This is a genomic window from Halalkalibacillus sediminis (genome assembly GCF_002844535.1).
Taxonomy (GTDB): Bacteria; Bacillota; Bacilli; order Bacillales; family Alkalibacillaceae; genus Halalkalibacillus_A; species Halalkalibacillus_A sediminis.
In genome coordinates, this window is sequence record NZ_PJNH01000002.1 from 1 (window position 1) to 23,076 (window position 23,076).

Below are 23,076 nucleotides of genomic sequence, written 5' to 3' on the forward strand. Positions count from 1 at the left end.
AAAGCCAATCAAACTACTTTTATTGGAGAGTTTGATCCTGGCTCAGGACGAACGCTGGCGGCGTGCCTAATACATGCAAGTCGAGCGCGTGAAGCAAGCAGATCTCCTTCGGGAGTGACGCTTGTGGAACGAGCGGCGGACGGGTGAGTAACACGTGGGTAACCTGCCTGTAAGACTGGGATAACCCCGGGAAACCGGGGCTAATACCGGATAACATTTCGGATCGCATGATCCGAAAGTGAAAGATGGCTTCTTGCTATCACTTACAGATGGACCCGCGGCGCATTAGCTAGTTGGTAAGGTAGTGGCTTACCAAGGCAACGATGCGTAGCCGACCTGAGAGGGTGATCGGCCACACTGGGACTGAGACACGGCCCAGACTCCTACGGGAGGCAGCAGTAGGGAATCTTCCGCAATGGACGAAAGTCTGACGGAGCAACGCCGCGTGAGTGAGGAAGGTCTTCGGATCGTAAAGCTCTGTTGTGAGGGAAGAACAAGTGCCGTGCGAATAGAGCGGCACCTTGACGGTACCTCACCAGAAAGCCACGGCTAACTACGTGCCAGCAGCCGCGGTAATACGTAGGTGGCAAGCGTTGTCCGGAATTATTGGGCGTAAAGCGCGCGCAGGCGGTTCCTTAAGTCTGATGTGAAATCTTGCGGCTCAACCGCAAGCGGTCATTGGAAACTGGGGAACTTGAGGACAGAAGAGGAGAGTGGAATTCCACGTGTAGCGGTGAAATGCGTAGATATGTGGAGGAACACCAGTGGCGAAGGCGACTCTCTGGTCTGTTACTGACGCTGAGGCGCGAAAGCGTGGGGAGCGAACAGGATTAGATACCCTGGTAGTCCACGCCGTAAACGATGAGTGCTAGGTGTTAGGGGGTCCAACCCTTAGTGCTGCAGTTAACGCAATAAGCACTCCGCCTGGGGAGTACGGCCGCAAGGCTGAAACTCAAAGGAATTGACGGGGGCCCGCACAAGCGGTGGAGCATGTGGTTTAATTCGAAGCAACGCGAAGAACCTTACCAGGTCTTGACATCTTTGGACCACCCTAGAGATAGGGTTTTCCCTTCGGGGACCAAATGACAGGTGGTGCATGGTTGTCGTCAGCTCGTGTCGTGAGATGTTGGGTTAAGTCCCGCAACGAGCGCAACCCTTGACCTTAGTTGCCAGCATTCAGTTGGGCACTCTAAGGTGACTGCCGGTGACAAACCGGAGGAAGGTGGGGATGACGTCAAATCATCATGCCCCTTATGACCTGGGCTACACACGTGCTACAATGGATGGTACAAAGGGAAGCGAGACCGCGAGGTTGAGCCAATCCCATAAAGCCATTCTCAGTTCGGACTGCAGGCTGCAACTCGCCTGCATGAAGCCGGAATCGCTAGTAATCGCGGATCAGCATGCCGCGGTGAATACGTTCCCGGGCCTTGTACACACCGCCCGTCACACCACGAGAGTTGGCAACACCCGAAGTCGGTGGAGTAACCTTTTTGGAGCTAGCCGCCGAAGGTGGGGCCAATGATTGGGGTGAAGTCGTAACAAGGTAGCCGTATCGGAAGGTGCGGCTGGATCACCTCCTTTCTAAGGAATTTTTAAGGAGGCGTCAGCGCTATTTTGTTTAGTTTTGAAGGTTTTCGAACCTTCATTATATATATCTAGATGAAGTTTTTTTAAATTAGAGACTTCTGACTAGATATGCACCTTGAAAACTGGATAAGAAGATAAAGCAAGAGCATCGAAACGAAACAAAGCATCTTTATTGCATAGAAGTTAAGTGAAGAAGAGCGCACGGTGGATGCCTTGGCACTAGGAGCCGAAGAAGGACGGGACTAACACCGATATGCCTCGGTCAGCTGTAAGTAAGCGACGACCCGGGGATGTCCGAATGGGGAAACCCGCCATCCGTAATGGGATGGCATCGATCACTGAATTCATAGGTGATTCGAAGGCAACTCGGGGAACTGAAACATCTCAGTACCCGAAGGAAGAGAAAGCAAACGCGATTTCCTGAGTAGCGGCGAGCGAAACGGAATTAGCCCAAACCAAGGGGCATGTCCCCTTGGGGTTGTAGGACACTCCACATGGAGTTACCAAGAGAGAGCGTAGATGAATCGACCTGGAATGGTCAGCCGAAGAAGGTAAGAGCCCTGTAGTTGAAACGCCCTCTCCTCCGGAGTGGATCCTGAGTACGGCGGAACACGAGAAATTCCGTCGGAATCTGGGAGGACCATCTCCCAAGGCTAAATACTCCCTAGTGACCGATAGTGAACCAGTACCGTGAGGGAAAGGTGAAAAGAACCCCGGAAGGGGAGTGAAAGAGAACTTGAAACCGTGTGCTTACAAGTAGTCGGAGCCCATTAACGGGTGACGGCGTGCCTTTTGTAGAATGAACCGGCGAGTTACGATCTTCGGCAAGGTTAAAGGGATGACCTGGAGCCGCAGCGAAAGCGAGTCTGAATAGGGCGAATGAGTCGAGGGTCGCAGACCCGAAACTGTGTGATCTACCCATGTCCAGGGTGAAGGTCAGGTAACACTGACTGGAGGCCCGAACCCACGTATGTTGAAAAATGCGGGGATGAGGTGTGGGTAGGGGTGAAATGCCAATCGAACACAGAGATAGCTGGTTCTCTCCGAAATAGCTTTAGGGCTAGCCTCAACGTGAGAGTCTTGGAGGTAGAGCACTGATTGGACGAGGGGCCCCTATCGGGTTACCGAATTCAGTCAAACTCCGAATGCCAATGACTTATCGTTGGGAGTCAGACGGTGGGTGATAAGGTTCATCGTCGAAAGGGAAACAGCCCAGACCGCCAGCTAAGGTCCCAAAGTATGTGTTAAGTGGAAAAGGATGTGGCGTTGCTTAGACAACCAGGATGTTGGCTTAGAAGCAGCCATCATTTAAAGAGTGCGTAATAGCTCACTGGTCGAGTGACGCTGCGCCGAAAATGTACCGGGGCTAAACACATCACCGAAGCTGCGGATAATCCGCATGGATTATGGTAGGAGAGCGTTCTAAGGGCTTTGAAGCCTGACCGTGAGGACAGGTGGAGCGCTTAGAAGTGAGAATGCCGGTATGAGTAGCGAAAAAGAAGTGAGAATCTTCTTCACCGTATGCCTAAGGTTTCCTGAGGAAGGCTCGTCCGCTCAGGGTTAGTCGGGACCTAAGCCGAGGCCGAAAGGCGTAGGCGATGGCCAACAGGTTGATATTCCTGTACCACCTCCCATCCGTTCGAGCAACGGGGGGACGCAGGAGGATAAGGAAAGCGCGTCATTGGATGAACGCGCCCAAGCAGCGAGTGTGATGGATAGGTAAATCCGTCCATCTTTAACATGAGCTGTGATGGGGAGGGAAATATAGTACCGAAGTTCCTGATTTCACACTGCCAAGAAAAACCTCTAGCGAGGATGGAGGTGCCCGTACCGCAAACCGACACAGGTAGGCGAGGAGAGTATCCTAAGGTGATCGGGAGAACTCTCGTTAAGGAACTCGGCAAAATGACCCCGTAACTTCGGGAGAAGGGGTGCTCACCCAGACCACGTGTCTGGGGAGCCGCAGTGAAGAGGCCCAAGCGACTGTTTATCAAAAACACAGGTCTCTGCGAAGCCGTAAGGCGAAGTATAGGGGCTGACACCTGCCCGGTGCTGGAAGGTTAAGGGGATGCGTTAGCCGCAAGGCGAAGCGTTGAACCGAAGCCCCAGTAAACGGCGGCCGTAACTATAACGGTCCTAAGGTAGCGAAATTCCTTGTCGGGTAAGTTCCGACCCGCACGAAAGGTGCAACGACTTGGGCACTGTCTCAACGAGAGACCCGGTGAAATTATACTATGCGTGAAGATGCGCATTACCCGCGACAGGACGGAAAGACCCCGTGGAGCTTTACTGTAGCCTGATATTGAATGTTGGTACAGCTTGTACAGGATAGGTAGGAGCCTTGGAAGCCGGAGCGCTAGCTTCGGTGGAGGCATTGGTGGGATACTACCCTGGCTGTACGGACATTCTAACCCAGAGCCGTAATCCGGCTCGGAGACAGTGTCAGGTGGGCAGTTTGACTGGGGCGGTCGCCTCCCAAAAGGTAACGGAGGCGCCCAAAGGTTCCCTCAGAATGGTTGGAAATCATTCGAAGAGTGTAAAGGCAGAAGGGAGCTTGACTGCGAGACCTACAAGTCGAGCAGGGACGAAAGTCGGGCTTAGTGATCCGGTGGTTCCGCATGGAAGGGCCATCGCTCAACGGATAAAAGCTACCCCGGGGATAACAGGCTTATCTCCCCCAAGAGTCCACATCGACGGGGAGGTTTGGCACCTCGATGTCGGCTCATCGCATCCTGGGGCTGTAGTCGGTCCCAAGGGTTGGGCTGTTCGCCCATTAAAGCGGTACGCGAGCTGGGTTCAGAACGTCGTGAGACAGTTCGGTCCCTATCCGTCGTGGGCGCAGGAAATTTGAGAGGAGCTGTCCTTAGTACGAGAGGACCGGGATGGACACACCGCTGGTGTACCAGTTGTTCCACCAGGAGCATCGCTGGGTAGCTACGTGTGGTCGGGATAAGTGCTGAAAGCATCTAAGCATGAAGCCCCCCTCGAGATGAGATTTCCCATTGCTTCGAGCAAGTAAGATCCCTCAGAGACGATGAGGTTGATAGGTCCGAGGTGGACGTGTGGTGACACATGGAGCTGACGGATACTAATCGATCGAGGACTTAACTTCAATATTTGTGGTAATGACGCTTTGATTCGTGCTTGCGCTTTGATTCTTATCTAGTTTTGAAGGTGTATAAAACAACTTCATACTTGTCCGGTCGCTATAGCAGAGAGGTCACACCTGTTCCCATGCCGAACACAGCCGTTAAGCTCTCTAGCGCCGATGGTAGTTGGGGTTCTTCCCCTGTGAGAGTAGGACGCTGCCGGGCAAACAATCATTTTCTCTACTACTGATTGCAAGATTAAAATATAGTTTTTCGTATATTTTAATTTTTTTATAACTAGTCAATACTAAGATGTGTTGATGAACATTCCAGCGTAGCTCAGTGGTAGAGCAATCGGCTGTTAACCGATCGGTCGCAGGTTCGAATCCTGCCGCTGGAGCCATTCGCTTCCTTAGCTCAGTCGGTAGAGCGCATCCATGGTAAGGATGAGGTCACCGGTTCAAGTCCGGTAGGAAGCTCTGTTGAATAAGTTGTCAATTATACATAATTGGCCCGTTGGTCAAGTGGTTAAGACACCGCCCTTTCACGGCGGTAACACGGGTTCGAATCCCGTACGGGTCATCCAATTAAATATTTGCCGGCCTAGCTCAACTGGTAGAGCAACTGACTTGTAATCAGTAGGTTGGGGGTTCAAGTCCTCTGGCCGGCACCATTTTCAAATGGAGGGATAGCGAAGTTGGCCAAACGCGGCGGACTGTAAATCCGCTCCCATCGGGTTCGTAGGTTCGAGTCCTACTCCCTCCACCATATTGGGCCATAGCCAAGCGGTAAGGCAACGGTTTTTGGTACCGTCATGCGCTGGTTCGAATCCAGCTGGCCCAGCCATCTTCATAAATAAATTAAATTACATAAAAAAACATGTGGGGCCTTAGCTCAGCTGGGAGAGCGCCTGCTTTGCACGCAGGAGGTCAGCGGTTCGATCCCGCTAGGCTCCACCATATAATATGTTTACAAAGTTAGAGTTGTTTTCCGATTAGGAAAGCAGCTTTTTTATTTGTATATTGTTATATCTACTTTGAACATACTACCATCAGTTAGGAGAAAGCCAATAAACGTAGATAACAACCATCTAATCTATAAGATCTTGCGATAAATCAGTCATGAGTTGACTCATAGTATGACTTTAAGGTTTTTCTCCTGCATATTTATTCAATTTCATGTCCAGTTGAACCAAAGGGTGTATGCGGTTACAATTATTCTGGAATGAAGGGGGTTTTCAGCTTGAATAAAAAGATAAGTATATTGGGTGCTCCAATTACGATCGCTCAACCGAATGGTGGAGTTGATTTAGGTCCAGATGCGATCCGACATACTGGGCTAGTGAAACGTCTGGAGTCTTTAAACTTAACAATTAGAGATTATGGAAACATTCCTGTCCCAAACAATGGTACAGATAAAATTAATCCAGAAACAAATTTAAAAAACCTTGAAAAAGTGGCGCTAGGAAATGAAATGATTGCCGAAAAAGTCAAAGAAGTAAGCGAAAGCGGAGATTTCCCATTGATTTTAGGTGGCGATCACAGTATTGCTATTGGGTCTATAGCAGGTCTCCATGATCAATTTAAAGACTTAGGTGTTATTTGGTATGACGCACATGCAGATTTAAATAGCGGGGACACTTCCCCTTCAGGAAATATTCATGGAATGTCTTTAGGTGTAAACATCGGTTTTGGAAATGAAAGGTTAACTAGTATTCGTGGAAAACAACCGAAGTTGAAACCAGAAAACATTGTCATAATGGGAGCTCGCTCGATAGATGATGGTGAAAAAGAACTGATCGGGGAACGAGGTATAAAAGTTTTCACAGTTCATGATATTCAACAAAAAGGCATTGAAAAAGTTATGGTCGAAGCGATCAATTATTTGAAAGATCGTGTAGATGGAATACATTTGAGTTTGGATGTAGATGGCATTGACCCTGCACATACTCCTGGTACAGGGACACCAGTTGAAGGTGGACCTAGTTACCGTGAAACGCATTATGCAATGAGTCTTCTTCACGATTCAAACCTTTTAACCTCGGCTGATGTGGTGGAAGTTAACCCGTTACTCGATGAAGGTAATAAAACAGCTGAAGTTGCTCGTGATATGATCGCGGCATTTTTGGGTGAAAAATATAAATAAACATTTACGAAAAATCAAACTGTTATTCAACAGTTTGATTTTTTTATATTTACAAAAAATATTTAAAATTGAATTTAATTATTTGGAAAAAACAGTTATAATACATTGGTAATTATTTTTCTAAAAAAATTAGTTTTAATTTGAAACTTTTTCTGTGGTCTATTCGTATTTATTGTTAGACCGCGTTTCAGGCGGGGGATATTCATGGATTTTTGGCTGAGTCAACAAATCAAGCAAATTAAAAAAGGGAATAATGAAGCATTCGGTGAATTGATTGATTTGTATCAGCAAAAAATCTATCAGCACTGTTACCGCATGTTGGGGAACCATCACGATGCACAAGAGATAGCACAAGAAACCTTTTTTAAAGCATATAAAAACATTCATACTTTCAAAAAGCAGAAGAAATTTTCACCTTGGCTGTACCGTATCGCTACGAACTTAGCCATTGATTACATGCGCAAAAAGAAACCAATCAGTATCTTAGATAATGAAATTAAAGGTTCTGAACAATTGACGATGCTCGACCAAATAGAATCGAATGAGCCTTCTCCTGACCAAGCATTTGAGAAGAAAGCAACGAATGAGGAGTTACAATATCATTTGCTTCAGTTACCTGAAAAATACCGAGCTGTGATTGTTTTGCGTTACATACAAGAACTATCCCTACAAGAGATTGCAGACATTCTTGACCTACCGCTAGGGACTGTGAAAACACAAATACACAGAGGTAGAGATGTCTTGAAAAAAATTCTCCATGAATCAGTAAGGAGCTGAAACCATGGCATGTACGAATGAACAACATTCACGTATTCATCGATATTTTGATAGAGAAATGACTCACAGCGAAGAAATTGAACTTAAGCACCATTTGATGGAATGTGAAGAATGCCAGAGAGACTTCCAAGAACTGAAAAAAGTACATGATGATTTATCAGCAATGGAATCCATCGAGGCTCCTGATGATCTGAAGAGCAATATCATGCAGCAACTACCTGAACAAACTAAAGTGAAACGCTATTCTAAATCATTAAAAGAGCACCCATTCATAACGGCAGCGGCGGTATTTCTCCTAATGATGTTCGCTACCTGTATTGTTCAGTATCAGGCGGATCAGCAAATCTCTTTATCCAAGCATGAAAATGTGAAGATAGAGGGTGACACAGTGATCGTCCCAGAAGGTGAAGTGATTGAGGGAGATTTTGTCGTGAAAAATGCTAATGTCGTTCTTAAAGGAAGGGTTAATGGTAACTTGACTTTAGTAAATAGCACGCTTATTGATGAAGAAAGTCATCATTTTGAAGGCACTTTCAGTTCAGTCAACCATCATGTCACAGGCGATGTTATCGAAGTGAATGAGTTCTTTGGATGGGTCAACCATAGGGTTCAATCCAATGTGAAAGATTTAATTACATTAGTTACCCCTTAACAGTACTTGGTGATCAAGTACTGTTTTTTAAATGAAATTACCAGCGAAAATCCTTATTGTTATAAGAAAATATGCTATAATTGAAATATCGTGTGTCACGAACGGGTAGTAATAATAGTATACGTTATTGAATTTTTTGCATGGAGGAAGTGTGGGCATGTCCTGGGAAGAACTGGATTTATTGAATTTACTACGGAACATGGTCGATATTGCGATCGTATGGTTCGTTATATATAAACTTTTTACATTAATACAAGGTACAAAAGCCGTTCAATTACTGAAGGGTATTTTTGTTGTGCTTGGTATATGGTTTTTTAGTTCTATCTTAGGATTATCAACAGTCCAGTGGTTGGTATATCAAGCGATTAACTGGGGTTTTCTAGCAGTTATCATTCTATTCCAACCAGAGCTTAGAAGAGCTCTCGAACAATTAGGACGAGGTAGTTTCTTCGGTAGAAGTTCTACTTCAGAGGAGAAAGATATAAGCGAGACAATTGAAGCAATTTTAAGATCTTGTAATTACATGGGAAAGAGAAGGATTGGAGCTTTGATTTCAATCGAACGCGAAACTGGTATGGGGGATTACATAGAGACAGGAGTACCTGTCAATGGTCGCCTAACCAGTGAATTACTCACCAATATTTTCATCCCGAATGCTCCTTTACATGATGGTGCGGTAGTGATTCGAGGAAACGAGATCGTAGCAGCTGCATGTTATTTGCCTCTAAGTGAAAGTCCTTTCATCTCAAAAGAATTAGGAACCCGTCACCGCGCTGCAATGGGGGTCAGTGAAGTCACAGACGCTCTAACCATCATAGTATCTGAAGAAACGGGAAGTATTTCTTGTACGAAAAATGGGGAGCTTCATAGGAAGTTAGATGAGGATGCTTTAAGAAACATCTTACAAAAAGAACTGAACCCTAACCTAGACTCGGCTTCATCTAAGTCATGGAACTGGAGGGGGAAGCGAGATGGATAAGTGGATTAAAAGCCCTTGGTTTACGAGAGTCGTTTCGTTATTTTTAGCATTGTTGTTGTACATGACTGTTTATTTGGATGAGGCTAATACTCAACGATCGGCAGATACATTCTTACCCTCTGGGTCTGAGGATTCGGAAATTGTTGAAAATGTGCCACTTCAGGTGCTTTTGGACGGTGAGGAATATGTTGTACGAGGAGTCCCTGATACTGTAAACGTTACCTTAGAGGGTCCGCGAAGTGTAATTACTCAGGCTAAAAGGCAACAGAACTTTGATATACAAATCGACCTGAATGATTTGGGTCCTGGAACTCATGAAGTAGAAGTACAGCATTCTGGCGTACCGAACCAATTATCTATATTCATCGATCCTCGCACAATAGAAGTTACTCTTGAGGAACGCGAAACTATGACCTTACCTGTTGAACTGGATTATGTAGGTCGTAATGGTGTGGATGATTCTGAAGTTTTCGCCTCAGAGCCTATAATAACTCCATCTGAAGTGGAGGTAACAGGTCCTAAGTCAATCATCGAGAGGGTGGCGATGGTTAAGGCTATTGTCGGGTTTGCTGACTTAGCTCAAGATGGACTAGCACAAAACATCCCGGTGAAAGTATATGATACAGAAGGAAATGAATTGAATGTATTTGTGGAGCCATCAAATGTCAACGTTGAGGCAGACGTTTCGATCAGTGATAAAAGGTACCCAATAACATTTGAAAAAACTGGCCAATTGAGCGAAGATCTAGTTCTTCAGTCAATAAACGTCAACCCAGTTTCTGCGACTCTATTTGGTACAGATGAGCGCATAGATGAGATTACTAGATTAGAACCAATAAACGTTGATTTATCAGAGATAACAGAGACCACGACTAGGGAAGTGGAATTACCTCTCCCTTCAGGAACAACTAAAATAGAGCCTGAAAAAGTCGAAGTTGAAGTGGTTGTTGAAGAAGCTATAGAAGAAGTATATGAACAGGTTGAAATTGACATTGAAAATTTAGAAGATAGAGAGATTACTTTTATCGACCCAAATGAACCAGAAGTTGATTTAACAGTAATTGGCACTGAAGATGTGTTAGAGAATCTCGACATAAACGACATAAAAGTATGGATCAATGTCGAAGATTTTGTTGAAGGTGAAGGTTATGCAGACATCGAAGTAGAAGGACCTGAAGACATCAGAGTGAGAACAAGTGAAGAACGAGTAAGAATCAGGATCGAATAAAACGGGGAACACGATAAAGGTAATGTGAAGGAGAGAAACGTCATGGGAAAATATTTCGGGACAGACGGCGTCCGAGGGGTTGCCAATACTGAATTAACACCAGAACTAGCATTTAAGTTAGGAAGATACGGAGCTTACGCTTTAACAAAAAATTCTACTGAAAAATCAAAATTGATGGTAGGAAGAGATACGAGAGTTTCTGGCGAAATGTTAGAAGGGGCTTTGATTGCAGGTGTTATGTCTGTAGGAGTGGAAGTGATGCGTTTAGGTGTCATCTCCACACCAGGAGTTGCTTACTTGACTAAAGTTTCCGGAGCTGAAGGAGGCGTCATGATTTCAGCTTCCCATAACCCTGTAGAGGACAACGGAATCAAGTTCTTCGGATCAGATGGTTTTAAACTTTCAGAAGCTCAAGAAAATGAAATTGAAGGTCTACTAGATGCTGAACTTGATGAGCTTCCTCGTCCGGTAGGAGCTGAAGTTGGACGGATTGAAGATTATTTCGAAGGCGGACAAAAATACCTTCAACACCTGAAGCAGACAGTAGATCACGATTTTGATGGAGTGAAAATCGTACTCGACTGTGCCCATGGTGCGACTTCATCCCTTGCTTCTCATCTATTTGCGGATTTAGAAGCGGATACGTTAGCAATTGGTGCATCTCCAGATGGGTACAATATTAACGATGGATACGGTTCAACTAACCCTGAGAAACTTCGTGAAACGGTGATCGAACAAAAGGCAGATATTGGTCTAGCTTTTGATGGTGATGGAGATCGCCTAATCGCGGTGGATGAGAAAGGCAATGTCATCGATGGCGATAAAATCATGTATATTTGTGCTAAATATTTTAAAGAACAAGGTCGCTTGAAACAGGATACACTTGTGACGACCGTTATGAGTAATATAGGACTATATAGAGCGCTTGATGAATTAGAGATTGCTAACCTTAAAACATCTGTCGGAGATAAATATGTGATGGAAGAAATGCGAAAGCACGATTACAACCTTGGGGGCGAACAGTCCGGCCATATCATTTTCTTAGAACATAACACTACAGGAGACGGTATGCTTTCAGCTCTCCAACTTGTGAATGTTATGCAGGATAAAGAAAAGTCATTATCTGAGTTAGCTGGAGAAATGACGAAATTCCCGCAAGTATTGAAAAATGTCCGTGTAACGAATAAGCAAGAGGTACAGATGAGTCAGGTTGTTAACGATGAGATTGATCGTGTAGAAAACGAGCTAGGCGATAAAGGTCGCGTACTTGTACGCCCTTCAGGTACGGAACCAGTTGTTCGTATCATGGTGGAAGCACCAACTAAAGATGAATGTGAAAAATATGTAGAACAAGTGGTAAAAGTAGTAGAACAATCATATGGTTTAGAACAATAGATGACTCAAGAGCATAGAGGATATGTCTCTATGCTCTTTTTTTCATACTTTTTGAATGTTCAACTTTGTTAAAGGATTAAAGTATGTGAAACTAAGGCTTTCACCTTTAAGACTTGGCGAGAAGCCAAGTTTTTCTCAAAAAGGATTGACCAAATAAATAAAAGTAATTAAAATATGCATTAGCTTGTTTATGCAAGCCTTGATTTGGGAATGGAAAGGAGCATAGTGGTTAAATAGTTTTATAAGCGCCTGAACTATTTCAATGGACGGAAAAATTGAAGTAGTTGACGAGGAGGAGGTTCATCGATTCATCGGCGGATGCCTCCCGGTTGAGATCACAACTGTTAAGTTGTCAGTGAAAACGTAGAGGCGACTCTATGCACAACCACTGATGACATGATCATCCAAAATAAATTATTAGCGAGAAAGGGGCAAATGTCTTGCCCCGAGCAACACGTTTGCCTCTTTCGACGTAGGAGGTAACACATAATATGTGCGGAATTGTAGGTTATATTGGAAATCAAGATTCAAAAGAAATTTTATTGAACGGCCTTGAAAAGCTTGAGTACCGTGGTTACGACTCAGCTGGGATTGCTGTTCGTTCATCTAATGATGTGAATGTTTTCAAGGTAAAAGGTCGTATTGCGACACTTCGTGAAGCGGTTGACAATAGTGTGGAGACTACAACTGGTATCGGTCACACTCGTTGGGCGACACACGGGGAGCCGAGCGCAACGAATGCTCACCCTCACCAAAGTACAAGCGAACGATTCACATTGGTTCACAACGGCGTAATCGAAAATTACCTAGAATTGAAAAAAGAATACCTAGGTGATATTCAATTCGCAAGTGAAACTGATACAGAAATCATTGTTCAGTTAATCGAGCATTTTGCTAAAGAGACTGGTGACACGCTTGAAGCTTTCCGCAAAACGGTAAGCAAGCTGCACGGTTCTTATGCATTAGCTGTTATGGACAATGAAAATCCAGACGTTTTATATGTAGCAAAAAATAAAAGTCCATTACTTGTCGGCCTTGGCGACGAATACAATGTCGTAGCAAGTGATTCAATGGCTATGCTTCAAGTAACAGATCAGTTTGTCGAGTTGATGGATGAAGAAATCGTTATCGTTAAGAAAGACAATGTGACGATTCAACAACTAGACGGGACGGTAATGTCTCGTGAACCATTCACAGCAGAACTTGATGCAAGTGACATCGAAAAAGGAACTTATCCTCATTTCATGTTAAAAGAAATCGACGAGCAACCATTCGTTATGCGTCGTATCATCCAAGAATACCAAGATGATCAAGATAACATTAAACTAGATGAAGATGTACGCCAAGCAGTAGCTGATTGTGACCGCATCTATATCATAGCAGCAGGTACCAGCTACCACGCAGGATTAATCGGAAAAGAATTTTTAGAGAAAATCGCGCAAGTACCAACAGAAGTACACATTGCGAGTGAATTCTCATACAATATGCCACTACTGTCTGAAAAGCCACTATTCGTGTTCATTTCACAAAGTGGTGAAACAGCAGATTTACGTTCTGTACTAGTAGAAGTGAATAAGTTAGGACACAAAGCACTTACGATCACAAATGTGCAAGGTTCTACCCTTTCTCGCGAATCGCATTACACACTACTACTACACGCAGGACCAGAAATCGCTGTAGCATCTACAAAAGCATATACAGCTCAAATGGCTGTCTTAGCAATCTTAGCGGTCGACACAGCACAAGCAAAAGGTCTGACATTAGACTTCGATCCGATGAAAGAGCTAGGAATAGTAGCGAATGCCATTGAAGCTCTATGTGACCAAAATGAAAAGCTAGAACAAGTAGCAAAAGATTATCTATCAACGACACGTAATTGCTTCTTTATCGGACGTGGATTAGATTACCACGTTGGGTTAGAAGGTGCGTTGAAATTGAAAGAAATCTCTTATATTCAAGCTGAAGGCTTTGCTGGAGGAGAACTCAAGCACGGTACGATTGCATTGATAGAAGAAGGTACTCCAGTAATTGCACTAGCGACACAAGAGCATGTGAACAGCTCGATTCGAAGCAACGTATCAGAAGTTGTTACTCGCGGAGCTAATGCGTGTATCATCAGTCTTGAAGGATTAGAGCGTGAAGGAGACGAAATCATCCTTCCAAGCGTTCATACGTTACTAGCACCGTTAGTATCAGTTGTACCAATGCAATTAATCTCTTATTACGCTGCACTTCACCGCGATTGCGACGTTGATAAGCCGAGGAATCTGGCAAAATCAGTTACGGTTGAGTAATAGGATTAGGTCATAAAACAATTGTGGCTTAATAATTAAGTTGTATACTTAACAATTAAGTTATATACTATACAATTAAATTATATACCAAGTGGCACTAAATTACCTCCCACCTTATGTATAGAGCTTATAGTATTAAAAATGCACACTAATTTTAGTAACGGGTTCCGTTGTGAGGTGCAAAACGTTAAATCGCAATTAAAATCACAGTGCAATTAAGAATAGAATTCGCACTAAATTCACAATTAATAATTTCAAAAAAGGGACTTAGAATTTTTCTAAGTCCCTTTAACATCGGTTTCCCATCTTCAACTAACACCTATATTTAGCTTAAGATTGTATAAAAAATTAAACAACAAAAGGAATTAAAAGAGCTAAGTCTAGTCAAATTTTAGCGGATCTTCTATCCCCATTATGTAAGTTTTCTATAAATTAAGGGTATAGAAAAACATACAATGATTAGTATAATTGGAATTAAACCTAACCAAACAAAATCATTATCGCCCACTTACTTTTATTCTATCCTGCTCTGTAATCGCTCAACTAATGGGGTAAATGTTTTGATCAATTTGACTTGCATTTTGATTATTTATAACCATTAAGTACATTTTGTCAGCTTTAAACTTAAAGCTTTTAATTTCTTTTATTAACTCCTTTATAAAAGGTTTAGAAGAATGGTCATAGACCTCAAAGTAATCAAAAGTATCAACTGCAAATAATAATGAAATTCCGCTATAATCCTTTAAGCTCTTTTTTTTAATATTTTTAAGAACATCTTTTAAATAATCGTTTCCTCTGGCATTTAAATTTTTGTAATCACCAAAACGAATATCCCCATAACCTCGTGAATTTAATCTCTTAGCGTCTTGGTATTCCCATTTCCCATCTATGTATGAAGTCAATTCAATGAAACTCTCAGTATCATCTTTTTGAACAATTGAAGCGTCATAGCCTTGGTTGCCCAAAATAATTTTACACTTGGCATAGTTATCAACAAATCTTGATTGACTAAACAAATACAATGGATAAAACTCTTCAATGAATTTTTTAACCTTTCCAGTTTTGAGCCTCGCTATGCTGATATACTTTTCATTGTTATTTATTATTTGTTTCTTTTTTTCAAAGTACAACTTCATTTCTTGTGGTGTTCTATACTCTTCAAGATCAGTAAATAAATCATCTAGATTATTCACCTTATCCCCCCTACAAATTCCAGAATGGAACATTAATTGAGCTAGTCTCAGTTGAACGGTCTCCTTTAGAGGTGTTACAGCTATCACATAATAATTGCATATTTGAAGCGTCGTTTGTACCATTAACATTTAAAGGAATGATATGGTCAATATGAATTTGGTTCTGACTTCTTATCAAATTAGAAAGGTCACAACGACAAATTACACAAGTTCCTTTATCTCTATAAAAAACAGCTTGCTTTAACCATACTGGGAAGTTTTGTCGTCTTAGCTTTTTCTTTTGAGTTAAACATTCTGGATATTTCCTCATTATGTAGTTCATTTCTTTTTCAATAAGCTCAGAAAGTTTAAAATGAAAATCATGGAGAAAGTTTCTGTCTTGGAAAATAAACTGAAAAGCTGAGTGAACGATTAAATCATTTATCTTTGTACTATTATCACTCGCATAATCTATCCATTTTTCAATAACTTCAGTACATCCACAGTCAAAATGTCCATGTTGGTCACTACACTTATCAAAGTCTGGCTCTGGTAGGTCTGAAGATAAATTAACCTCATTAAGTGTTCTTACAATAAACTCATATACTTGTCTTATATCATCACCATTTTTACTCATGGTATCAATCTCTTCATATATATCTTGAAAAAAAGACAAGTAATGATGAATAGCTGTTACTTTAGTTGGCTTAATTACACTATCAATAATCTCTTCTTTAAAACAGTCAATAGCTTCCCAGCCATAATCCCAAAAGTTCGTTACTGCAAATCCAGCTAGACCAACTCCAGAGCTAAGAGCTAAATGTTGTTCTTTTGGAGCCATTGCACTACTTCCTTCCTTAAATTACTCTTCCTCTTTGTTTAAATCATTTTCTTGATTACTATACGGGAAGTTAAAATTGTTAGATTTTATAATTAAAGCGAGCTTTGCCAACTCTGGTTTTCTTTCATCTGATATTAAGTGACCTTGTTTATTTGTAATATGCTGCAACAGTCTTATGAAAGTAAGAGAGTACATTGTAATTGCAAGGTTCAACAACTTCTCCTCAAGTAGTGGATCAGTTCTTGACATGTCCAAAATAAAAGCACCAGTGTTAGGAAGCTCTTTGATAGGTTTTCTATAAATTACTAATGAAGAAATGTCTGAGTGCTCGTACTTGCTCCCCTCTCTATAAAACATCATGTAATGAGCAAATAAAAGCTCGTCAGTTAAAGCCATTTCTTTTATATTCAAAAGTCTTCTATCAACAACTTCTCTATGTTTACCTTTTATTTTCTTTTTAGTTGTAAAGCCCTCGCTCTTAAGAAGGTTCTCATATTCCTTTATTTTTTTATCTAACTCTTGAGGTGTTTCTTTTAACCAGTCATTTTTTAAAGCCTTCTTAATATCATAAAGGAATGAAAGCTCAGCTTTAGTTGGCTGTATCTTATAATTTCGATATCTTTCTCCATTATGGTCATTACATAGATAATCAATTAACATTGTATTGTTTAGCATCGATCTTACTAAAACATAAGCTTCCTCAGCGTGACTATTTTCAATAAGTAGTAAAGCGCTTTCCAATAAATTCGATTGTTTAGCGTAAAGTGTAACCACTTCACGAAAATACTCATAGCCTTCCATAATTATATATGGTTTATCTTTATGAAGAAATTTTGTAGTAATCTCTTCTATTAAATAATTAGCGTATTGGATTTTTTCTTCTTTATTCATTTTGTCACCTCTATACCATATTATAACAGTTATTCTTTTTAATAAAATGAAATTAAAAGGAGAGAACTAAAGATTACAACCTACTCCGTTATTTATGTCAACCCATGTGATTTATAGTGTGATTTTAATAGTGAAAACCTTGTATAACACCAAAATAAAACAAGTGAATTCTAACTGAGAATTCACTTGTGAAATAATATATGTTTAACCTGTGCACACCTCTGAACGAAACCTATTGCTAATTTTATCCTCGATTTTTATTTGTTAAGATCATTCTTTATCAAAGCTCGCTCTTCATCTGTTAAGTTATACAAATTAAAAACAATATCATCTATTTGTTTTTTAAGTTTATTATACTCTGTACTTTCTTTATTGCAGTACATTATTTTCCCAACTAATGTTATTAACTCAGAATCATTAGAATTTGCTAGTGGAGCCTTTCTTAGATAAATTGGTTTTATTTCATAGTCAAGATATCGTTTTGAGAATAACCAATTGAATAAGCTTGAATTTAAAATACCTAAAAGTCCATAAATGTTAAACCCTTCCTTGGCTATTATATTGCTTAGCCTATTTAAATTGTATTTTTTCTCAGTATCAATAGTTGCAATAATCCTATCATTTAATGAAAGGTTTCTTGTTCTCACTATTAGAATCTTTGGCTCGTAAAAAAACTTTTCTGATGGAAGAGCTCTACCTAATTTTCCTTGAGATTTCACAAATTCTTTATCATACATTATATATCCATCAGTTCTTACTTCGCCGTATTTTGAGATTCCACTGCCTGGTACCATAGGATGATACCTATTATCAACCTTACTTACATCAGTGAGCTCATTCTTAATATACCCAGTATTAATACCAACACCAAAATCAAAGCCATGTTCGATTGGAGGGAATTCATTAAATAATCTATGAACCAAGTTGTGTCCTTTTTCATTAAGTAAACAATCAAAAGCATAATTCTCATTATGGAAAAATCTTCTTTGATCGATATAGTAAGAATCTTTATTTATACTAGTACTTTTTGTTTTATTCATTGGAATAACTTTAACTTGTTTTAGAGCCTTTTCTTTAGGATTATTATTAATTAGATATATAACAGTGTCCACTGTAGCTTCTTTAAATATGTTAGGACCTAATGGAGCAATTAGTTCTAGAGTAGAATTATATAAAATATACTCTCTAGTTTTCTTAAAAGATTGCTGTAGCAAAAATGAAGAATTAGTTATTAGACAATTATAACCATTAGGAGCTAAAAGTTGAACCGAGCGCTCTACAAAGTATTTATATAAATCAAAATTACCATCAACATTAAAATAATTAGTTTTATAATAATCTTTTAATGATTTAGTTAAATCAGCCTTTCTGTAAACATATGGTGGATTACCAATTATAATATCAAACCCAATAAACTTTCCTTTATTATCAAGAACTTCTGGGAATTCGAATCTCCATTCAAATGATTCTTCATACATCTTATTACTTTTAATATCATCAATTTTTTTCTTATGGCTATTAATTTGATTCTTTAAGCTTTTTATGTTTTTGTTTCTCTCTATCTTTTCTTTCCTTGATAATTCGAATAAAGAGGTTTGGTTTTCAATTAAAAATAGCTTTTTTTCAAGGTCCGATAATTTTAATTGATCAGGAAAAGTAACATTACTCTCAAAATTGTTTTTGATTTCAGATATAAGGATCTCTAAGCTCCTCTTTTCTTCTTTGTTTGTTGCGTTACGATAATCATCTACAGCTTTTAGATATTCTGATACATTTAGTTTGCTTTTTTTTGTTATTTTTCCCAAAGGCGCATCTAAGGGATATCTACTAACTAACGAATTCCCCCATTTAATATTGATATCTATATTAGGCAATGTTTCTAGCTCAGTTGAATTACCATTATCTTTATAATAGGCATTCTTCAACAATTCAATCCATAACCTAAGTCTACAGATGTTTACGGAGTTTGGGTTAATATCAACCCCAAAAAGGCAATTTTCTATAATGGATTTCTTTTCTCTAAATATCGTCTCTTGGATTCTTTGACTTTCTCTATTAGTAGGGTGGTATTCAAATAATATTCCATCTTCATTAGTTATTATTAATTCATCGTTAATTACTTCAAGGTGATAATCACGAAGCGTTCTACCACTTTTGTCAATAAGAATCTTAAGATCACTCTTTATAGCAATTAATTCATTCAAGGCAGAAACTAAAAAGTGACCTGACCCTACTGCAGGATCACATATTTTAATACTATTTATAATGTCATTAGCTTCTTTTTTATCAGTAATTTTATTAAATAATTCATTAAAGTTGTTACAATTCCAATCTTTAGTTTCGTTAAATTTTTGAACAACTTTTCTTCTAATAGTCTCCCTAGAAATAAACATAGTTATATAACCAGGGGTAAAAAATGAACCATCTTTATATCCATTTATTTTTTCAAAGATTAACCCTAGAACTGAAGCATTAATTATTGTTTTACTCTGTTCTTGTATTTTTTCATTACCTTCAGAACTAAAATCGTAGGCATTTAAGAATTCAAATAAATATTGTAATGTATCAAGTTCGCCTGTTCTTTTTTTTCCTTTATGATCGAGTAATATAGTTTGCTGATAGATAGGAAGCGTTTGATCACGTAATTGACTAATGGTAAAACATGAGTGTTCAAGCTCTGTAGGTTCAAATAAAGAACTATTTAAGTATGGTACTGTCTTAAACTTTTTGGTAACTTCATCATTTCTTTTGTGGGTACCTTTAGCTAATACGTTAAAAAATAAGTTATTCAGCTCATCAAAGTTCCTAACCTTTTTTGAGTTTAGGAATAAATAGCTTTGATCGCCTTTATGGAAATTTACTAATTGTCCTTCAAGTAATTTCATAAAAAGCACCCTATTTATCCAATTTAAAACGAGTTCAAGAGAAACGTTAAACAACCTATCTTCATTAGTTTTGCCGAATCTATGCGGCTTTTCAAGCCTAGAAAGTTTATCTAGGCTTTCGATTTGCATTATGGTATTTTCCATAAGGGAGCCATTGTTTCTTTTTTGGGTGGGCATTCTTTGTATTATCTTTTTTCCGTTATCAGCTTTTTCAGATAGACCAATTATGTATAATAATTCGGTATAAAATTTCTTGTTTAAATTATTGCTATCATTTGAAAACGGTAACTTGAGTAAATGTGTCGGTGAGAATAGTTTATAAAGCGTAATTAGTTTTTTCTCATTGTTTTCATTGTTAACTAGTTTTAAACCATCTGTGATATTGACGTAAGTGAACTCTAGATTATCAATTACAGATTTTATTGCTGGTTTGGCTATATTTTGATAAAAGAATTGAGTAGTGCTACCGCTTAATCTCTGATTTTCAAAGTCCATGAACTGGTTTATTAATTCTTTGTTATTAGCAAATGCATTCTCAAAAATGTTTGCATCAAATATGAACCATTCATTAAGATTGGTAGCGATAATTTGTTTGATTTCATAATTACGATTTACTACTCTTTCTCTCAAATAATAAAGCAAAAGCTCATGCATTGCTTTAACATTAATATTGTCTTTACTTAACATTTCTGCATTATTTGATGGGTTTTTAACTTCTAAGATTACACCTACTGTATGACTAGTATCTTTTCCGTTATAAATTACTAAATCACTTCTGCCTTTAGTATTTATGAAGTATTGATTTTTATAATATGTGTCTTTTAAAAACTGTGTTATTAAATTCTTATGGTACTCTTCTGTTTCCCCGACACTAACACTTTCTAATAAGGTTCTAAAATTTCTTTTAAAGCTATCAAATTCATCACGACCTGGTTTCTCTTTTAAAAAAGCTTTGTTCAACGATTGCCTAGGTGTATAAATATTGTTTTCCATTGTGTGCCCTTCCCCCAATTACATTTTTTAATTTAAAAACTTATATAAAATTTTAACATTATCTCGGCTCAATAGAGAATCCACCGCCACAAAAGTTATTAGTTGTCTTATCAATTATCCCGCTTAAACCTCACTAACTCTTTTGCCTAGTTAGTTCTTAAGACTAATATTTAATTGACTAGTCTACACTTCCATTTTTCACTTCATTGGCCTGTCATTATCGTAAAAAACTATGGACATATCCTTGATTTAAAATATGTTTTATATTCGCATCATAATTAAAGTCGATTATTTCTGAAGGCAATAATATTCTAGGGGTTTCATGATTCAGCCATAGGTGATCTGAATAGTTCCATATATATTCTGTAAACGGTGATATGACTAATGGAACTATATAATCGATTTCACTCGGAACCTCATAATTAGTTCCAACTTTTGATTTTGAAAGCCAAGTAGCTTTAACATCAACCTGTTTTAATGCTTTTAGCATCTTCATTTTACGATGATCTAACGATTTCTTATCACCAATAGTTCCATACATTAAAGACATTTTATTGGATTTACATTCACATATAAATAATACATTTTTATATATAAAACTCACATCAATTTCTTTTTTTGATCCATCTTTTTGTTTAAGTTCTTTTTGAGATACCCAAATATTAAAACTATTTTCACTAATTTTATTTCTAACATATTCCTCAAACAGATGTCCCTTTTTAGTTTCATCTGCTCCAATAATATCAGTTATAGATAACAATATTGGTAAAAGAGCGGAGTAATCAACTATGTAATTAGAGCCTTTCATTTGATTAGGAATTAGTAAAGGTCTTGGACTCATCGTCTTAAGATTTATTTGACTTAAGTTACTTCTATTTAAAGTTAGTTCTTTCAGGACACTTTTAATCTCATTTCGACTTATATCATTTTGTGCAGGAATGAATTTTTTAAAGTTTTCATTCTTGGACATAACTAAAAGCTCATCTGTATAATTGTCAATTGAAGATATATATTTATACGATCTTTTAATCATTTCTAATGTGTAATGAACTTTCAATGAATCTTCTTCTTGAATGATACATTTGAAAATTGCTTCTGATACAACTAAATAACAAATATAAACAAACGATTTAAGTGTAAAATTATATGTATTTTCGAATTCATTTTCTAAAAACTCATGTGAGGTATAATAATATAAGAAATCAAATGGTAACCAAATGAAATTTGGGATAGGACTTTGAGTAAGACTATCTTCTATTTCAAGAGGTAAGCCAAACAGAACGTGAGACGGAAATATTTTGGTGGAAATTCTTTGTGTATTATATTTCGGTAAGAAGGATACTGTTTCTGATGTAGCTTTGAAATTCGATAGAGCAGAACCTGTTCTTGATACAAGGTCATCTATAGTTCCGCCTCTTTCATCGTAAATTTTCATAAGCTTTTCTGTTTCTTCATCATTCCCTACCCATAAATAATCAGACTGAACATGTAGTGTTCCCCCTTTATTTAACCTTCTTTCACATACAGTTGTATACCAGTATTCAAATGCTAAAGCTTCTAATGAATATATTTCATTAAGTTCATTTATTCCAAATTCACCTAAGAAAATACCATATAAGTTTTTTGGGAGGAAGTCACCTATGTTAGCCTGCCTGATTGCTTCTAAATAATTTCCAGATGCTACCTTACTTATATCGATAGGCTTTTTTGCTGTACCATATACAAGTTCTGAATTTGTATATGATTTGCCATACTTAAAAAAAGCTGTTTCTAATATATTTCTATAAAGCCAAACTGTTACACTTGATTCATTTCTGAACGATGCTATAGGTCCAATTCTTCTATATAAATGAAGCCAATAGTAAGTGCTTTTTTCCGATATTACTGATTTCATTTTATCCTCAAGAAGTGTTTGGAGCTCGTGAATAATCTCTAAAGCATCATCCGAATTAGCGAATGGACTTTTTTCAAAATACTTAAATGTTATGAATTTAACAGTTTTTCTACTTAATTTCAGTCTTTCTTTTCGGTTGAAACGTCTTCTCAAATACATGAATAATATATTGTGATAATCAATATGAAAGTTATTGTCATTCAAAAATATTTCCTCCCTCCTAATAAAAACGAGAAACCAACCATTCGTAT

At 38.8% G+C, this 23,076-nt stretch carries 12 protein-coding genes, 7 tRNA genes and 3 rRNA genes; 17 read left to right on the forward strand and 5 right to left on the reverse strand.

The features are described from left to right. The first annotated feature begins 19 nt into the window (after nt 1-19). The 17 genes from CEY16_RS06280 (at nt 20) to glmS (ending at nt 14,149) form a co-directional block, all read left to right on the forward strand. Nucleotides 20-1,584: ribosomal RNA gene (locus CEY16_RS06280) — 16S ribosomal RNA — on the forward strand. A 187-nt stretch (nt 1,585-1,771) separates the two neighbouring features. Continuing rightward, nucleotides 1,772-4,702 (forward strand): 23S ribosomal RNA (locus tag CEY16_RS06285). An 86-nt stretch (nt 4,703-4,788) separates the two neighbouring features. Beyond that, nucleotides 4,789-4,904: ribosomal RNA gene (rrf, locus tag CEY16_RS06290) — 5S ribosomal RNA — on the forward strand. The 16S, 23S and 5S rRNA genes sit together here with 7 tRNA genes alongside, the layout of an rRNA operon. 103 nt (nt 4,905-5,007) lie before the next feature. Beyond that, a tRNA-Asn gene (locus CEY16_RS06295) sits at nt 5,008-5,082 on the forward strand. Between the two features lie 3 nt (nt 5,083-5,085). After that, a tRNA-Thr gene (locus CEY16_RS06300) sits at nt 5,086-5,158 on the forward strand. A 31-nt stretch (nt 5,159-5,189) separates the two neighbouring features. Further along, a tRNA-Glu gene (locus CEY16_RS06305) sits at nt 5,190-5,261 on the forward strand. Between the two features lie 15 nt (nt 5,262-5,276). After that, nucleotides 5,277-5,352 (forward strand) — tRNA-Thr (locus tag CEY16_RS06310). Nucleotides 5,353-5,361: 9 nt separating this feature from the next. Further along, nucleotides 5,362-5,447, forward strand: a tRNA-Tyr gene (locus tag CEY16_RS06315). Between the two features lie 3 nt (nt 5,448-5,450). Beyond that, nucleotides 5,451-5,525: transfer RNA gene (locus CEY16_RS06320), tRNA-Gln, on the forward strand. Between the two features lie 37 nt (nt 5,526-5,562). Then, a tRNA-Ala gene (locus CEY16_RS06325) sits at nt 5,563-5,638 on the forward strand. Nucleotides 5,639-5,921: 283 nt separating this feature from the next. Next, nucleotides 5,922-6,824 carry an arginase gene (rocF, locus tag CEY16_RS06330; protein WP_101331161.1) on the forward strand — a complete coding sequence of 301 codons (903 nt, stop codon included), beginning with the start codon at nt 5,922-5,924 and terminating at the stop codon, nt 6,822-6,824. A gap of 204 nt (nt 6,825-7,028) precedes the next feature. Further along, on the forward strand, nt 7,029-7,601 hold the full coding sequence (sigW, locus tag CEY16_RS06335; RefSeq protein ID WP_101331162.1) for an RNA polymerase sigma factor SigW: 573 nt from the start codon (nt 7,029-7,031) through the stop codon (nt 7,599-7,601). 4 nt (nt 7,602-7,605) lie between these two features. Further along, nucleotides 7,606-8,253 (forward strand): anti-sigma factor family protein, encoded by a 648-nt coding sequence (locus CEY16_RS06340; protein WP_101331163.1) that lies wholly within the window; start codon nt 7,606-7,608, stop codon nt 8,251-8,253. Between the two features lie 157 nt (nt 8,254-8,410). Continuing rightward, nucleotides 8,411-9,232, forward strand: coding sequence for a diadenylate cyclase CdaA (gene cdaA / locus CEY16_RS06345; protein ID WP_101331164.1), 822 nt, complete (start codon nt 8,411-8,413; stop codon nt 9,230-9,232). Next, nucleotides 9,225-10,460, forward strand: a complete 1,236-nt coding sequence (locus CEY16_RS06350) for a CdaR family protein (RefSeq protein WP_101331165.1) — start codon at nt 9,225-9,227, stop codon at nt 10,458-10,460. The genes cdaA and CEY16_RS06350 overlap by 8 nt, the downstream gene beginning before the upstream one ends. Before the next feature lie 42 nt (nt 10,461-10,502). Beyond that, nucleotides 10,503-11,855: a phosphoglucosamine mutase gene (gene glmM / locus CEY16_RS06355; protein WP_101331166.1), complete on the forward strand. Its 1,353-nt coding sequence runs from the start codon at nt 10,503-10,505 to the stop codon at nt 11,853-11,855. 491 nt (nt 11,856-12,346) lie between these two features. Further along, nucleotides 12,347-14,149, forward strand: a complete 1,803-nt coding sequence (glmS, locus tag CEY16_RS06360; RefSeq protein WP_101331167.1) for a glutamine--fructose-6-phosphate transaminase (isomerizing) — start codon at nt 12,347-12,349, stop codon at nt 14,147-14,149. A 539-nt stretch (nt 14,150-14,688) separates the two neighbouring features. On the opposite strand, the gene CEY16_RS06365 is transcribed toward glmS, so the two are convergent. From CEY16_RS06365 to CEY16_RS06385, 5 genes are all read right to left on the reverse strand, one after another. Then, complete coding sequence (locus CEY16_RS06365; RefSeq protein ID WP_238378781.1) at nt 14,689-15,342, reverse strand: hypothetical protein; 654 nt, start codon at nt 15,340-15,342, stop codon at nt 14,689-14,691. A gap of 10 nt (nt 15,343-15,352) precedes the next feature. Continuing rightward, nucleotides 15,353-16,162 (reverse strand): HNH endonuclease, encoded by an 810-nt coding sequence (locus CEY16_RS06370; RefSeq protein WP_101331169.1) that lies wholly within the window; start codon nt 16,160-16,162, stop codon nt 15,353-15,355. Nucleotides 16,163-16,183: 21 nt separating this feature from the next. Next, on the reverse strand, nt 16,184-17,053 hold the full coding sequence (locus CEY16_RS06375; protein WP_202908609.1) for a DUF5677 domain-containing protein: 870 nt from the start codon (nt 17,051-17,053) through the stop codon (nt 16,184-16,186). Nucleotides 17,054-17,310: 257 nt separating this feature from the next. Further along, nucleotides 17,311-20,931: a type IIG restriction enzyme/methyltransferase gene (locus tag CEY16_RS06380; protein WP_101331170.1), complete on the reverse strand. Its 3,621-nt coding sequence runs from the start codon at nt 20,929-20,931 to the stop codon at nt 17,311-17,313. 217 nt (nt 20,932-21,148) lie between these two features. Continuing rightward, the gene (locus CEY16_RS06385; protein ID WP_101331171.1) at nt 21,149-23,029 is read right to left on the reverse strand and encodes a hypothetical protein; all 1,881 of its coding nucleotides are present in this window, start codon (nt 23,027-23,029) and stop codon (nt 21,149-21,151) included. Nucleotides 23,030-23,076: the final 47 nt, after the last annotated feature.